The sequence below is a fragment of the Clavibacter sp. VKM Ac-2873 genome, assembly GCF_015351075.1.
Lineage (GTDB): Bacteria > Actinomycetota > Actinomycetes > Actinomycetales > Microbacteriaceae > Clavibacter.
Genome location: NZ_JADKRS010000002.1, coordinates 499,334 through 512,739 on the forward strand (window position 1 = coordinate 499,334; position 13,406 = coordinate 512,739).

At 71.3% G+C, this 13,406-nt stretch carries 12 protein-coding genes; 7 read left to right on the forward strand and 5 right to left on the reverse strand.

Annotated features, from left to right (window positions below):
• Positions 1 to 5 precede the first annotated feature (5 nt).
• The 3 genes from tsaB (at position 6) to ITJ44_RS09760 (ending at position 2,775) form a co-directional block, all read left to right on the forward strand.
• Complete coding sequence (gene tsaB / locus ITJ44_RS09750; RefSeq protein ID WP_194634957.1) at positions 6 to 623, forward strand: tRNA (adenosine(37)-N6)-threonylcarbamoyltransferase complex dimerization subunit type 1 TsaB; 618 nt, start codon at positions 6 to 8, stop codon at positions 621 to 623.
• Positions 620 to 2,245 carry a tRNA (adenosine(37)-N6)-threonylcarbamoyltransferase complex transferase subunit TsaD gene (tsaD, locus tag ITJ44_RS09755; protein WP_194634959.1) on the forward strand — a complete coding sequence of 542 codons (1,626 nt, stop codon included), beginning with the start codon at positions 620 to 622 and terminating at the stop codon, positions 2,243 to 2,245. Before tsaB ends, tsaD begins: the two co-directional genes overlap by 4 nt.
• Positions 2,246 to 2,349: 104 nt before the next feature.
• Positions 2,350 to 2,775, forward strand: coding sequence for a DUF4190 domain-containing protein (locus ITJ44_RS09760; protein ID WP_194634961.1), 426 nt, complete (start codon positions 2,350 to 2,352; stop codon positions 2,773 to 2,775).
• Positions 2,776 to 2,862: 87 nt separating this feature from the next.
• On the opposite strand, the gene ITJ44_RS09765 is transcribed toward ITJ44_RS09760, so the two are convergent.
• Positions 2,863 to 4,065, reverse strand: coding sequence for a class I SAM-dependent methyltransferase (locus ITJ44_RS09765; RefSeq protein WP_194634963.1), 1,203 nt, complete (start codon positions 4,063 to 4,065; stop codon positions 2,863 to 2,865).
• A 145-nt stretch (positions 4,066 to 4,210) separates the two neighbouring features.
• On the opposite strand from ITJ44_RS09765, the gene groES reads away from it, so the two are divergent.
• The 3 genes from groES (at position 4,211) to ITJ44_RS09780 (ending at position 7,075) form a co-directional block, all read left to right on the forward strand.
• On the forward strand, positions 4,211 to 4,507 hold the full coding sequence (groES, locus tag ITJ44_RS09770) for a co-chaperone GroES (protein ID WP_012039257.1): 297 nt from the start codon (positions 4,211 to 4,213) through the stop codon (positions 4,505 to 4,507).
• A gap of 152 nt (positions 4,508 to 4,659) precedes the next feature.
• Positions 4,660 to 5,613, forward strand: a complete 954-nt coding sequence (rarD, locus tag ITJ44_RS09775) for an EamA family transporter RarD (RefSeq protein ID WP_194634965.1) — start codon at positions 4,660 to 4,662, stop codon at positions 5,611 to 5,613.
• A gap of 178 nt (positions 5,614 to 5,791) precedes the next feature.
• On the forward strand, positions 5,792 to 7,075 hold the full coding sequence (locus ITJ44_RS09780) for an ABC transporter substrate-binding protein (protein ID WP_194634967.1): 1,284 nt from the start codon (positions 5,792 to 5,794) through the stop codon (positions 7,073 to 7,075).
• 387 nt (positions 7,076 to 7,462) lie between these two features.
• Here ITJ44_RS09780 and ITJ44_RS09785 read toward each other — a convergent pair whose 3' ends face one another.
• Genes ITJ44_RS09785 through ITJ44_RS09800 form a run of 4 tightly spaced genes read right to left on the reverse strand, consistent with a single transcriptional unit; the run spans position 7,463 to position 11,551 of the window.
• Complete coding sequence (locus tag ITJ44_RS09785; protein ID WP_012039254.1) at positions 7,463 to 8,221, reverse strand: ABC transporter ATP-binding protein; 759 nt, start codon at positions 8,219 to 8,221, stop codon at positions 7,463 to 7,465.
• Positions 8,218 to 9,141 carry an ABC transporter ATP-binding protein gene (locus tag ITJ44_RS09790; RefSeq protein ID WP_194634968.1) on the reverse strand — a complete coding sequence of 308 codons (924 nt, stop codon included), beginning with the start codon at positions 9,139 to 9,141 and terminating at the stop codon, positions 8,218 to 8,220. Before ITJ44_RS09790 ends, ITJ44_RS09785 begins: the two co-directional genes overlap by 4 nt.
• Positions 9,134 to 10,105: a branched-chain amino acid ABC transporter permease gene (locus tag ITJ44_RS09795; protein WP_194634970.1), complete on the reverse strand. Its 972-nt coding sequence runs from the start codon at positions 10,103 to 10,105 to the stop codon at positions 9,134 to 9,136. Before ITJ44_RS09795 ends, ITJ44_RS09790 begins: the two co-directional genes overlap by 8 nt.
• 6 nt (positions 10,106 to 10,111) lie before the next feature.
• Positions 10,112 to 11,551 (reverse strand): branched-chain amino acid ABC transporter permease, encoded by a 1,440-nt coding sequence (locus tag ITJ44_RS09800; protein ID WP_194634972.1) that lies wholly within the window; start codon positions 11,549 to 11,551, stop codon positions 10,112 to 10,114.
• A gap of 276 nt (positions 11,552 to 11,827) precedes the next feature.
• Between ITJ44_RS09800 and guaB the strand changes: the two genes are divergently transcribed.
• On the forward strand, positions 11,828 to 13,330 hold the full coding sequence (gene guaB, locus ITJ44_RS09805) for an IMP dehydrogenase (RefSeq protein WP_194634974.1): 1,503 nt from the start codon (positions 11,828 to 11,830) through the stop codon (positions 13,328 to 13,330).
• The last annotated feature ends 76 nt before the right edge of the window (positions 13,331 to 13,406 follow it).

The following is a 13,406-nucleotide window of genomic DNA, read 5'->3' on the forward strand; positions in this document are numbered from 1 at the left end:
GTCCAGTGCTCCTCGCGATCGACACCTCCGCCGGCACGGGCGTCGCCGTCATCGACCGCGACGGCCGCGTGCTCGCCGAGCGCCAGGAGACCGACACCATGCGGCACGCCGAGGTCATCGGCACGCTGCTCGACGAGTGCCTCACCGCATCCGGCATCGAGCGCTGCGATGTCCGCGCCGTCGTCGCGGGCATGGGCCCCGGCCCCTTCACCGGCCTCCGCGTCGGCATCGCCGCGGCCCGCGTCCTGGCCACCGGGCTCGACGTGCGCGTGATCCCCGTGGTCAGCCACGACGCCGTCGCCCACGACCACTACGCGGCGGGCGGCACCGGATCCCTCGTGGTCGTCACCGACGCCCGTCGCCGCGAGCTGTACTGGTCCGTCTACCGCGCGCCCGTCGACGGCGGCGTCGCCGAGCGCACGGCGGGCCCCGGCCTCAGCAAGCCGGACGACGTGCCCGCCGCCGACCGCCGGATCGACGCCGCGGGATTGCGCGCGGCGTCCCTCGCGCAGGTCGCCCGCAGGATGGACGAGCTCGACCTGCCGTTCGCGGCCGACGAGGCGCTCTACCTCCGCTCGCCCGACGTCACCGTCTCCGCGGGCCCGAAGCGGGTCACCTCGTGAGCGTCCTGTTCCGTGCCGCCGAGGTCGCCGACCTACCCGCGCTCATGCACCTCGAGACCACCACGTTCGTCTCGGACGCCTGGTCGGCCGACGCGATGCGCGGCGAGCTGACCGCGCGACACGGCTGGTACGTCGTGGCCGTCGACGCCGCGGATGGCGCGATCCTCGGCTACGCGGGCCTCTCCTGCCCGCGCGGGGCGCACGCGGCCGACGTCCAGACCATCGCCGTCGCCGACGGCAGCCGTGGGCGCGGCATCGGCCGTGCCCTGCTCACCCGCCTCGTCGCGGAGGCGCACGCCCGCGGCGCGCGCGAGGTGCTGCTCGAGGTGCGCGCCGACAACCCCGTCGCGCAGGCCCTCTACTCCTCGCTCGGGTTCGAGGCCATCGCCGTCCGTCCGCACTACTACCAGCCGGACGACGTCGATGCCGTCGTGATGCGCGTCACCCTCGCCGCGACGCCGCCCGCGGTCGCCGAGCCGCGGGACGCGCCCGCCGAGCGGGCCGCGCCCGCGTCCGCCGCCCCGGGAGCGGAGGCGCGGACCGACGAGAGCGCCGCTGGCGACGCCGGCCCCCTCGTCCTCGGCATCGAGACCTCGTGCGACGAGACGGGGATCGGCATCGTCCGCGGCCAGACGCTCCTCGCCAACGTCATCTCCAGCTCCATGGACGAGCACGCGCGCTACGGCGGCGTCGTGCCCGAGGTCGCCGCCCGCGCGCACCTCGAGGCGCTCACCCCCGCGATCGACGCGGCGCTCGCCGAGGCCGGCGTCGCCCTGCGCGAGCTCGACGCGATCGCCGTCACGGCGGGCCCGGGCCTCTCCGGCGCGCTCATGGTCGGCGTCGGGGCGGCGAAGGCGCTCGCCGTGGCCCTCGACATCCCGCTGCACGGCGTCAACCACCTCGTCGGCCACGTGGGCGCGGATCTCCTCAGCACCGACGGCGGACCCGGCGTCCCGCTCGAGACCCCGAGCATCGCGCTGCTCGTCTCCGGCGGCCACACCTCGCTCCTCCTCGTGCGCGACCTGGTGGACGACGTCGAGCTCCTCGGCGAGACCATCGACGACGCCGCGGGCGAGGCCTTCGACAAGGTCGCGCGCGTGCTCGGCCTGCCCTACCCGGGCGGCCCGCACATCGACCGGGTCGCAGCCGACGGCGACCCGAAGGCGATCCGCTTCCCGCGCGGCCTCTCCCTCCCCAAGGACATGGAGCGCCACCGCTACGACTTCTCGTTCTCCGGCCTCAAGACCGCGGTCGCGCGCTGGGTCGAGAAGCGGCAGGACGCCGGCGAGCCCGTGCCCGTGGCGGACGTCGCGGCGAGCTTCCGCGAGGCCGTCGTCGACGTGCTGCTCACGAAGGCCGTCGCCGCGTGCGTCGACCACGGGATCCCGCGCCTGCTGCTGGGCGGCGGCGTCGTCGCGAACGCGCGCGTGCGGGAGCTGGCGGCGGAGCGGTGCCAGGCGGCGGGCATCGAGCTGCGGATCCCGCCCCTGTCGCTCTGCACCGACAACGGGGCCATGATCGCGGCGCTCGGCGCGCGCCTCATCGAGTCGGGCCGCGCCCCGTCCGGGCTCGCGTTCGGCGCCGACTCGACGCTGCCGGTCACCGTCGTCCAGGTCGGCTGACCCTCCTGGCGCCCCCATTACGGGGACCTTTCGCGGCTATTTCCCGAACGGGAGAATCCCGGGGCATGCATCACGGTATGTTCCCAGGGACGAAAGGAACGACAATGACCGATCCGCAGAACCCGGACCGCTCCCACGACGGCTTCCCGCCCGCGCCGAGCCAGCCCGCCTACCCGGCCGCTCCCGCCGCCGGCTCCGACTCGCCCTACGCGGCGCCCTACCAGCCCGGCCAGGGCGGTGCGCCCAAGAAGGGCCTCGCCATCACCTCCCTGGTGCTCGGCATCGTGTCCGTGGTCCTGTCGCTCCCGCTGTGGTTCCTCACGTTCTTCGTGGGCGTCGCGGCCATCATCACGGGTGTCCTCGCGCGCAAGCGCAACCCTGGGACCAAGGGCTTCTGGCTCACCGGCCTCATCCTCGGCATCGTCGGCGTGCTCGTCAGCATCGTCGTGGCCCTGGTCGTCGTCGTGTTCGTCAACGCCGCGATCCAGACCGGTGAGATCAACGGCACGCCGATCCCGACGGCTCCGTAACGCACCACCTCACGACACGACGCGGCCGTCCCCTCGGGGGCGGCCGCGTCGTCGTGCGGGCAGGGGCAGGGTCCCCGCGTCCGCGCCTCAGCCCGCGTCGACCCCGTGCCGGTCCGCGAGGATCGCCACCCGCCGGCCCCCGACCCGCGTCGCGATGAGCGTCGCCGAGCCATCGCCCTTCAGCTGCAGCCGCGTCCGCAGCCGCGCCGGATCCACGTCGACCCCGCGCTTCTTGATCTCCAGCGTCCCGATCCCGCGCGCCCGCAGCTCGCGCTTCAGCCGCTGCTCGTCGAGCGGCAGCACCTCGCGCACGCGGAAGCCGCGCGCGAACGGCGTCGCCTGCTCGCGCTCCGACGTGATCCACGCGATGCCCTCGCCGACCATGCGCCCGTCGAGCGAGCGCGCCAGGTCGCCGATGAGGCGGGCGCGGATCACGGCGCCGTCCGGCTCGTACAGGTGCGTGCCCAGCTCGCCGAGCTCCGCGTCCTCGCTGTCGGCCTCCGACGTCAGCTCCGCCTGCGACCCGCCGCTGATCACGAGGGCCGCCCGCCGCACGCCGTCGCGCCGCGTCGGCCCGAACCAGAGGCCCATCTCCACGGCCTGCCCGTCGACCGAGATCCACTGCGCCTCCGCCTCGGCGGGGATGAGGTCGCGGTCGAGGCCCGGCCCGAGCTTGATGCCGGCGGCGCGACCCGCGGCCAGCTCGAAGGCGGCGGAGAGCGTGGGGGAGTAGGCGTCTGGATCCGAGATGCGGCGGGTCGAAGAGTGCCCGTCCGTGCGCCGCGCGGGGTCGAGGTACACGCCGTCGACGCGGCCCGCGTCGAACGCCTCTGCCGTGCCCTGCTCGACCTCTGCCTCCGGGAACGGGGCGAGGTTCCAGCCGGCGACCGCGGCGGTGACCTCGTCGCGCTCGACGGCCGTGACGCGGATCCCGATGGCCGCCATCGCCATCGCGTCGCCGCCGATCCCGCAGCCGAGGTCGGCCACGTGCGCGACGCCCGTCTGCTGGAAGCGCCCGGCGTGCTGCGCGGCGACCGGCAGCCGCGTGGCCTGCTCGAGCCCGGCCTCCGTGAAGAGCATGCGCGCGGCGAACTCGCCGAACTTGGTCCGGGCCCGCGCGCGCAGGCGCGACTGCGTGAGGACGGCCGACACGAGGGCGGGGGAGTGGCCCTGGCCCCGCAGGGCGCTCACCATCCGCACCATGTCGTCCCCCGGCGCCGGCGCGGGGATGGAGTCGAGCAGGCGGAGCCCCTCGAGCGAGAGCACCTCGCGGAGGTCGGTCTGATCCATCCGCCCACCGTACCGGGGCGCCTCTGCACCGATTGGCACTCGCGTTGCGCGAGTGCAAGCGCGGCCCGTAGAATCTCACCTGGCACTCTCCCCGGGAGATTGCCAATGAAGTCTTGTCCCTTAGTCACGAAGGAAGAGGTCAACCGTGTCGGTCTCCATCAAGCCGCTCGAGGATCGCATCGTCATCCAGCAGGTCGAAGCCGAGCAGACCACCGCGTCTGGTCTGGTCATCCCCGACACCGCCAAGGAGAAGCCGCAGGAGGGCGAGGTCGTGGCCGTGGGCCCCGGCCGCATCGACGACAACGGCAACCGCGTCCCCCTCGACGTCGCCGTCGGCGACAAGGTCATCTACTCCAAGTACGGCGGAACCGAGGTCAAGTACGACGGCCAGGACCTCCTCGTCCTCTCCGCGCGCGACGTGCTCGCCGTCATCGAGCGCTGACGCTCCGCCTCAGCGACACCGCACCACCGCTTCACCCGGGAGCCCGGCCGACACGTTCGGCCGGGCTCTCGTGCGTCCGGGCGCTCCCGCTCCGCGCGCCCGAGTCCCGCTCCACCGCGGTCATCCGGCGGCCACGGCGCTAGCCTCGGGAGGTGACGCGCCCCGCCCCGGATCCCTCGACCCGCACCGGCCTGATCGCCGCCGTCGGCGCGTACGGCCTGTGGGGCGTCCTCCCCGTCTTCTTCCTGCTGCTCGTGCCGGCCGGGGCGTTCGAGATCGTCGGCTGGCGGATCCTCTTCTCGCTCGTCGTCTGCGCCGTCGTCATCACGGCCGCGCGGCGGTGGGGGCGCGTGGTCGCCATCGTGCGCCGCCCCCGGATCCTGCTGGGGCTCGGCCTCGCGGGCCACCTGATCCTCGTCAACTGGACCGTGTACGTCTACGGCACGCTGTCCGGCCACGTCGTCGAGACCGCGCTCGGCTACTTCATCAACCCGATCGTCACGGTGCTGCTGGGCGTGCTGCTCCTGCGTGAGCGCCTCCGTCCCCTGCAGTGGACGGCCGTGGGTCTGTCCGCCGTCGCGGTGGCCGTCATCGCCATCGGCTACGGGCAGCTGCCGTGGGTGTCACTCGTGCTCGCCGGGTCGTTCGGGCTCTACGGGCTCGTGAAGAAGCGCGTGAGCGGGGCAGCCGACGCGCTCTCCGGCCTCGCGCTCGAGACGGCCTGGTTGGTGCCGGCCGCCACGACGATGCTCGTGATCACGGGGGCGGGCGCCGGCCTCACCATCGGCACGGTGTCGCTCGGGCACACGCTCCTCCTCGTCAGCACCGGCGTCGTGACCGCGGGCCCGCTCCTCCTGTTCGGATTCGCCGCCGGGCGCCTGCCCCTCTCGGTGATCGGGCTCACGCAGTACCTGGCGCCCCTGCTGCAATTCGCGTTCGGCGTCTTCGTGCAGCACGAGGCCATGCCGCCCGAGCGCTGGGCGGGCTTCGTGATCGTGTGGGCGGCGCTCGTGCTGCTCACGGTCGACATGGTCCGCACCTCCCGCCGGGCCGTCTCCGCCCCGGTGCCCGCGCAGAGGGATCCATCCGTCGTCGAGGGCATCTGATTCGGATCCCGTCGCGCATTCCGCGAATGGTAACGATCGTGTCGCGTTACACGACGGAAATGCCGATGCATTGTGCCCGTCTCATCCGCGCCATAGGGTCGCACCAGGCGAGGCGCGCATTCGCGTGCCTCATGCACCACATTCCCGAGCATCACCACACACATCCATAAGGAGCACCATGAGCGCATTCGGCAGGGTCTCGTCCTCCCGCTCACGATCTGCCCGCACCGCCCTCAGCGCCGTCACCATCGCGGTGGCCGGCGCACTCGTCCTCGCCGGCTGCTCCGGCGGCGGCGACGGCGGCAGCGGCACCACCGGCGACGGCGGCCTGAACCTCAAGATCGGCACGATCCTGCCGCAGACGGGCTCCCTCGCGGTCCTCGGCCCGCCCGAGTTCGCCGGCGTGCACAAGGCGGCGAAGGACATCAACGACGCCGATGCCGGCATCACCGTCAACGTCACCGACAAGGACTCCGGCGACACCACGACCGACATCGCGAGCCAGTCCGCCACCTCGCTCATCGCCGACGGCAACAGCGCCATCATCGGTGCCGCGTCCTCGGGCGTCTCGAAGACCTTCATCGACCAGGTCACCCAGGCCGGCGTCGTGCAGCTCTCGCCGGCGAACACCTCGCCCGACTTCTCGACCTACAAGGACGACGGCTACTACTGGCGCACCGCCCCCTCGGACGTGCTCCAGGGCCGCATCCTCGGCAACAAGATCCTCCAGGACGGCAAGACCAACGTCTCGATCCTCTACATGAACGACGCCTACGGCACGGGCCTCGAGGAGAACATCAAGAAGACGCTCGAGGCGGGCGGTGCCACCATCGCCGCCGAGCAGGTGTTCGAGCCCTCCGCGACGGACTTCAACAGCGCGATCACCTCGGTGCTCGCCCCGAACCCGGATGCGCTCGTCGTCATCTCGTTCGACGAGATCAAGACCATCGCCGACCAGCTGGCGTCGAAGGGCTTCGACTTCTCCAAGTTCTACGGCACGGACGGCAACTACGGCGTCATCAAGGAGACCGATACCAACGTCGACATCGCGGGAGCGCAGTTCACGAACCCCGGCGTCGAGGCCAAGGAGGACTTCCAGGCCGGTCTGCAGGACATGGTCAAGGCCGACGGGGACCCCGCTCTCACGGTGTTCAGCTACGCCGCCGAGTCCTACGACGGCACCGTGCTCCTCGCGCTCGCCGCGCTCCAGGGCAAGGCGACCGACGGCGCGACGCTGAAGGAGAACCTGCAGTCCGTCTCCGAGGGCGGCGAGAAGTGCACGACCTTCGCGGACTGCGCGAAGCTCATCGCGGCGGGCACCGACGTCGACTACGACGGCCTCTCCGGCCCGATCACGTTCGATGAGAACGGCGACCCGACCGAGGCGTACGTCTCCGTCTACAAGTACGGCACGGGCAACACCACGACCTTCGAGGAGCAGGTCTACGGCAAGCTCGACTAGCACCTGCACCACGCACGGCTGAGGGCCCGGTCCGCATGGACCGGGCCCTTCGGCGTGCCCGGGCGGGTGATCGGGGCTCGGGCTCCCCATCACCGCGGCGGGGCGTCGGACGGCAGGGAGCGGGATGGTGCGGCGTCGGGCTGGATGCGGGCGGGCGGCGGGCGGCGGGCGTCGGGCGTCGGGCGTCGGGACGAGGCGCGGGCGAGGAGATCCCTCGACGCGCGTCGACGTCCAGGAGGCGCCCGACCCGCCACCCCGACGGCCATGTCGCGGGACCGCCGTCAGGGAGGACCGCGGTCACCCTCGCGGGAGGCCGCGGTGCGGGCCCCGCGCACGACGACGCGGCACCCCCGGAGGGATGCCGCGTCGTGTCGTGCGGGGTCGGGATCAGGGTTGGGGCGCCGCCTTGGCCTTCTCCTGGTCGGCCGCGAGCGTGCCGAGGTACAGCTCGATGACCTTCGGGTCGTTCATGAGCTCGCGCCCGCGGCCCTCGTACGCGTCCTTGCCCTGGTCGAGCACGTAGCCGCGGTCGCAGATCTGCAGCGCGCGGCGGGCGTTCTGCTCGACGATCATGACGGAGACGCCGGCGCGGTTGATCTGCGCCACGTTGATGAACGTCTCGTCCTGGCGCACGGGGGAGAGGCCCGCGGACGGCTCGTCGAGGAGCAGCACCGTCGGGTCCATCATGAGCGCGCGCGACATGGCGACCATCTGGCGCTCGCCGCCCGAGAGGGATCCGGCGCGCTGCTTGAGCCGCTTGCCGAGCTCCGGGAACAGGTCGGTGACGAACGCCAGCCGCTCCTTGTACATCTTGGGCTTCTGGTACGCGCCCATCTGGAGGTTCTCGTCGATGGTGAGCGTCGGGAACACGTTGTTGTTCTGCGGCACCATGCCCACGCCCCGGGAGACGAGCTTGTCGGCCTTGAGGCCGGTGATGTCCTGGCCGTTCAGCTCGATGCTGCCGCCGCGCACGTTCACCTGGCCGAAGATCGCCTTCAGGAGCGTGGACTTGCCCGCGCCGTTCGGGCCGATGATGCCGACGAGCTCGCCCTTGTCGACGTGCACGTTGCACCCGTTGAGGATGTTGACCCCGGGCAGGTAGCCCGCGTGGAGGTCGGTGGTCTGGAGGACCCGCTCTGCCGTCACTTGTCTGCCGCTTCCTTCTCGATCTCGCTCTTGACGAGGTCGGAGTCCATGTCCTTCGCCACCTCGCGCTGGCCCGTGAGGGTGCCGAGGTCGGTGTCGTGGTGGGCGCCGAGGTAGGCGTCGATGACGGCCGGGTCGCTCATCACCGTCGAGGGCGGGCCCTCGGCGACGATGCGGCCCTCGGCCATCACGACCACCCAGTCGGCGATCTCGTTGACCATGTGCATGTCGTGCTCGACGAACAGCACGGTCATGCCCTCGGTCTTGAGGTCGAGGATGTGGTGCAGCAGCGACTGCGTGAGGGCCGGGTTGACGCCGGCCATCGGCTCGTCGAGCATGACGAGCTCCGGCTTCGTCATGAGCGCGCGCGCCATCTCGAGGAGCTTGCGCTGGCCGCCGGAGAGGCTGTCCGCGTAGTCCTCCTCCTTGGTGTCGAGCTTGAACTTGGTCAGGAGCCCGCGTGCGCGCTCCGTGATCTCGTCCTCCTTCTTGCGCCAGAGGGGGCGGATCAGCGCGGAGAAGAAGTTCTCGCCGCCCTGGCCCGTGGCGCCGAGGCGCATGTTCTCCAGCACCGTCATGCCGCCGAGGGCCTTGGTGAGCTGGAAGGTGCGCACCATGCCGAGGCGGGCGACGCGGAACGCGCTCATCCCGGCGAGGTTCCTGCCGGAGAACTCCCACGTGCCGGTGTTCGGCTTGTCGAAGCCGGTCAGCAGGTTGAAGAACGTGGTCTTGCCGGCGCCGTTCGGTCCGATGAGGGCCGTGATGGAGCCGCGGGGGATCTCGAGGTGGTCGACGTCGACCGCCTTCAGGCCGCCGAACTGCCGGCTGACGCCGTGCGCGACGATGATGGGGTCCTTCTTGGCGCAGCCCGGACCGGCGTCGCCGTCGAGGATGGCCTGGACCGGTGTCTTGTCAGGCAAAGTGCGTCTCCTTCTTCTTCCCGAAGATGCCCTGTGGTCGGAAGATCACGAGCAGCATGAGCGCGACGCCCACGATGATGAAGCGGATCGGGCCCTGCTGGGTGCTCGAGATGGGCAGCCAGCCGTTGGTGACCGCGAGGCTGAGCAGGCCGTCCGAGAGCGACAGCGTGACCCAGAAGATGATCGAGCCGATGACCGGCCCGAAGATCGTGGCCGCACCGCCCAGCAGCATGATCGTGTAGAGGAAGAACGTGAGCTGCGTGCCGTAGTTGTCGGGCTGCAGCGACCTCGGGAGGATGAAGACCACGCCCGCGAGCCCGCCGAACACGCCGCCCAGCACGAGCGCCTGCATCTTGTAGGAGTACACGTTCTTGCCGAGCGCGCGGACCGCGTCCTCGTCCTCGCGCACGCCCTTCAGCACGCGGCCCCAGGGGCTGCGCATGAGGAGGAAGACCAGCAGGCAGGCGATGCCGACGAGGCCCCAGCCGACGATGCGGATCCACCACTGGTCGGCGGAGTAGGTGAGGACGCCCGCGCCGAAGCGGCCCTCGGGCAGCGGGTTGAGGTCGTTGAACCCGGCCGCCGCGCCGTTGATGCCCTCGGAGCCGCCCGTGACGTCCGAGAACTCGGGCGTCTTGACGCTCAGCCGGATGATCTCGGCCGCCGCGATGGTCACGATGCTCAGGTAGTCCGCCCTCAATCGCAGGGTCGGGATGCCGAGGATCAGGGCGAACACGGTGGACGCGACGATCGCCGCGAGGAGCGACGCCCAGACGGGCCACTCGTACATGACCGCCGTGATGGCGAACGCGTAGCCGCCGATGGCCATGAAGCCGGCCTGTCCGAAGTTGAGCAGGCCCGTGAAGCCGAAGTGGATCACGAGGCCGACGGTCGCGAGCGCGTACGCCGCGGTGGTCGGCGAGAAGATCTCGCCGAGCGCCAGGAAGATGAAGTTGGAGTTCATGCGCGGCTAACCGATCCGATCTTTCCGGCCCAGGATGCCCTGGGGCCTGATGAGCAGGATGACGATCATGACCACGAGCGCGGCCACGTACTTCATGTTCTCGGGCAGGACCATGGTGCTGACGTTGATGAAGACGCCGATCACGATCGAGCCGATGAGGGCGCCGAACGCCGTGCCGAGGCCGCCGAGGACGACGGCCGAGAAGACGAGCAGCAGGATGGACGCGCCCGTGTCCCAGCGCAGCGACTGGTAGTAGGCGATGAAGACGCCGGACAGCGCGGCCAGCGCGGCGCCGCCGATCCAGACCACGCGGATCACGCCCTCGACGTCGATGCCCGACGCCGCCGCGAGCGAGCGGTTGTCGGAGACGGCGCGGGTGGCCTTCCCGATCTTCGTGTAGAGCAGCACGTACGCGACCGCCAGGAGCAGCACGATCGAGACGACGGCGCCGGCGACGTCGGTGAACTTGAGGCTCACCGGCCCGACGACCAGGAACGGCGCGGGGCTGTTCGGGAGCGTCAGGCGGTCGGCGCCGAAGATGAACTGGAAGAGGTAGCGCAGCGCGAGCGACAGGCCGATGGTGACGATCATCAGCGGCACCAGCCCGAGCCGCCTGCGGCGCAGGGGCGCCCAGAGCGCCGCGTCCTGGACGTACCCGAAGGCGCCGCCGAGGATCACGGTGATGGCGATCGCGAGCACCGGGTTGAGGCCGAGCACGTTGCTGAAGAGGTACGCCATCAGCGCGCCGAAGGTGACGAGCTCGCCGTGCGCGAAGTTGTTCAGCCCCGTGGTGCCGTAGATGAGGGAGAGGCCGATGGCCGCGAGGGCGAGCAGCAGGCCGAAGATGAGGCCCGTCACCACCTTGGGCCAGAAGATCTTCCAGAAGTTGTTCTGGGTGACCGGCTCCGCGGTGGCGGTGACCGTGCCCGTCTCGGTGTCCGGGGCGGCGGTCGAGCCGCCGGTGGAGGTGCCCGTGCCGGCGCTCGTGCCGGCGTCGGCGCTGGCGCTCGGCGCGGGGGTGGATCCGGCCGCGCCGCTCGCCGCGCCGTCGGGGGAGATGAAGAAGAAGGCCGGGACGTTCTTGTTGCCCGCGGCCACGTCGATCTGGCGGGGGCTGGATCCCGCGCGGGGGACGCCCGCGCCCTGCGGGATGGTCGACGCGTCGACCTCGACCGTGAACGTGCCCGGGGCGCTGAGGCCGACCTCGGCCTTGCCGTCCGCACCGGTCGTGCCGGTGGCCTCGACGCCGCCGCCCGACACCTTCACGGTGACCCCGGCGATGCCGGTCTTGTCGGCGTCCGCCCGCACCCACACGAGCAGCGACTGCTCGGCGGACGCCGGGTCGACCGACTGCGGCGCCGCGCGCGGATCCGCGTGGGCGGCCGATGGGGCCGAGAGGAGAAGTGCGGTGCAGGCGAACGCCACCGCGAGAATCAGGGCCCACATGCGCTGCGCGCGTGCTCCGGCCGAACCAGTGGCTATCACTAGACCTCCATAGGGGGAGCCGTGCGACGGGTACATCCGCACAGGCACCGCGACTACCGTCAGGACGACGTTGGTTGACAGTACGTGCTGATTATGTCCTGGATGTTTCGGGCGCGTACGGCGTGGAGGCGTGATATGTCGGGAATGCCGGTCGTCACATCCCGTTAACATTGGGACACCGGTTGCCGACGCGGTCCCCCGGGCATCTCATCCGCATCTCATCCCCCTGGAGGGAACTTGGACCAGTCCGACCCGTTCGGCGTCATCGGCCTCACCTACGACGACGTCATGCTCCTGCCGGGGCACACCGACGTCATCCCGAGCGAGGCGGACACCACGTCCCGGCTCACGCGGAACATCAGCGTCGCCGCTCCTCTCCTCTCTTCCGCGATGGACACCGTCACCGAGGCGCGCATGGCCATCGCGATGGCGCGCCAGGGCGGGCTCGGCGTGATCCACCGCAACCTCTCCATCGAGGACCAGGCCGCCTTCGTCGACAAGGTGAAGCGCAGCGAGTCGGGCATGATCACGAACCCCGTCACCACGCGACCCGACGCGACGGTCGCCGAGGTGGACGCGCTCTGCGGCCAGTTCCGCGTCTCCGGCCTCCCGGTCGTCGAGGCAGACGGCACGCTCGTCGGCATCATCACCAACCGCGACATGCGCTTCGTCTCGCCCGTCCAGGCCGCGACCACGCTCGTGCGCGACGTCATGACCCGCACGCCGCTCATCACGGGGCAGGTCGGCATCGACCCGGACCACGCGATCGCGATCTTCGCGGAGCACAAGATCGAGAAGCTCCCGCTGGTGGACGACGCGGGCAAGCTGCGCGGCCTCATCACCGTCAAGGACTTCGACAAGTCGGAGCAGTACCCGGACGCGACGAAGGACGCCGAGGGGCGCCTGCGCGTCGGCGCGGCCATCGGGTTCTTCGGCGACGCGTGGCAGCGCGCGCTCGCGCTCGTCGAGGCGGGCGTGGACGTGCTCGTCGTCGACACCGCCAACGGCGACAGCAAGGGCGTGCTCGACATCATCCGGCGTCTCAAGACCGACCCGGCCACGTCGCACGTCGACGTCATCGGCGGCAACGTCGCGACCCGCTCGGGCGCCCAGGCGCTCATCGAGGCGGGCGCGGACGCGATCAAGGTCGGCGTGGGCCCCGGGTCCATCTGCACCACGCGCGTCGTCGCCGGCGTGGGCGTGCCCCAGGTCACCGCGGTCTACGAGGCGTCGCTCGCGGCCCGTGCCGCGGGAATCCCGGTCATCGCGGACGGCGGCCTCCAGTACTCGGGCGACATCGCCAAGGCGCTCGTCGCCGGGGCCGACACCGTCATGCTCGGCAGCCTCCTCGCCGGCTGCGACGAGAGCCCCGGCGACCTCATGTTCGTGGGCGGCAAGCAGTTCAAGAGCTACCGCGGCATGGGATCCCTCGGCGCGCTGCAGACCCGCGGCACGAAGACCTCGTACTCGAAGGACCGCTACTACCAGGCGGACGTGCCGAGCGACGACAAGCTCATCCCCGAGGGCATCGAGGGCCAGGTGCCCTACCGCGGATCGCTCGCGAACGTCGTCTACCAGCTCACCGGCGGCCTGCGCCAGTCGATGTTCTACGTGGGTGCGCGCACGGTCGGCGAGCTCAAGGACCGCGGGCGCTTCGTGCGCATCACGGCGGCCGGGCTCAAGGAGTCGCACCCGCACGACGTGCAGATGGTGGTCGAGGCGCCCAACTACCGGCGCTGATGCGGTGAGCCGCACGGATCCCGTGCGATGACGACGAGGGGCCGGTGCCGTGCGCACCGGCCCCTCCTGCGTGCCG

Coding starts and splice junctions, on each gene's coding strand:
- ITJ44_RS09795 (WP_194634970.1), bottom strand. CDS start 10,105: ATGAACTCCAACTTCATCTTCCTGGCGCTCGGCGAGATCTTCTCGCCG.
- ITJ44_RS09765 (WP_194634963.1), bottom strand. CDS start 4,065: ATGGATCAGACCGACCTCCGCGAGGTGCTCTCGCTCGAGGGGCTCCGC.
- ITJ44_RS09760 (WP_194634961.1), top strand. CDS start 2,350: ATGACCGATCCGCAGAACCCGGACCGCTCCCACGACGGCTTCCCGCCC.
- ITJ44_RS09800 (WP_194634972.1), bottom strand. CDS start 11,551: ATGTGGGCCCTGATTCTCGCGGTGGCGTTCGCCTGCACCGCACTTCTC.
- ITJ44_RS09780 (WP_194634967.1), top strand. CDS start 5,792: ATGAGCGCATTCGGCAGGGTCTCGTCCTCCCGCTCACGATCTGCCCGC.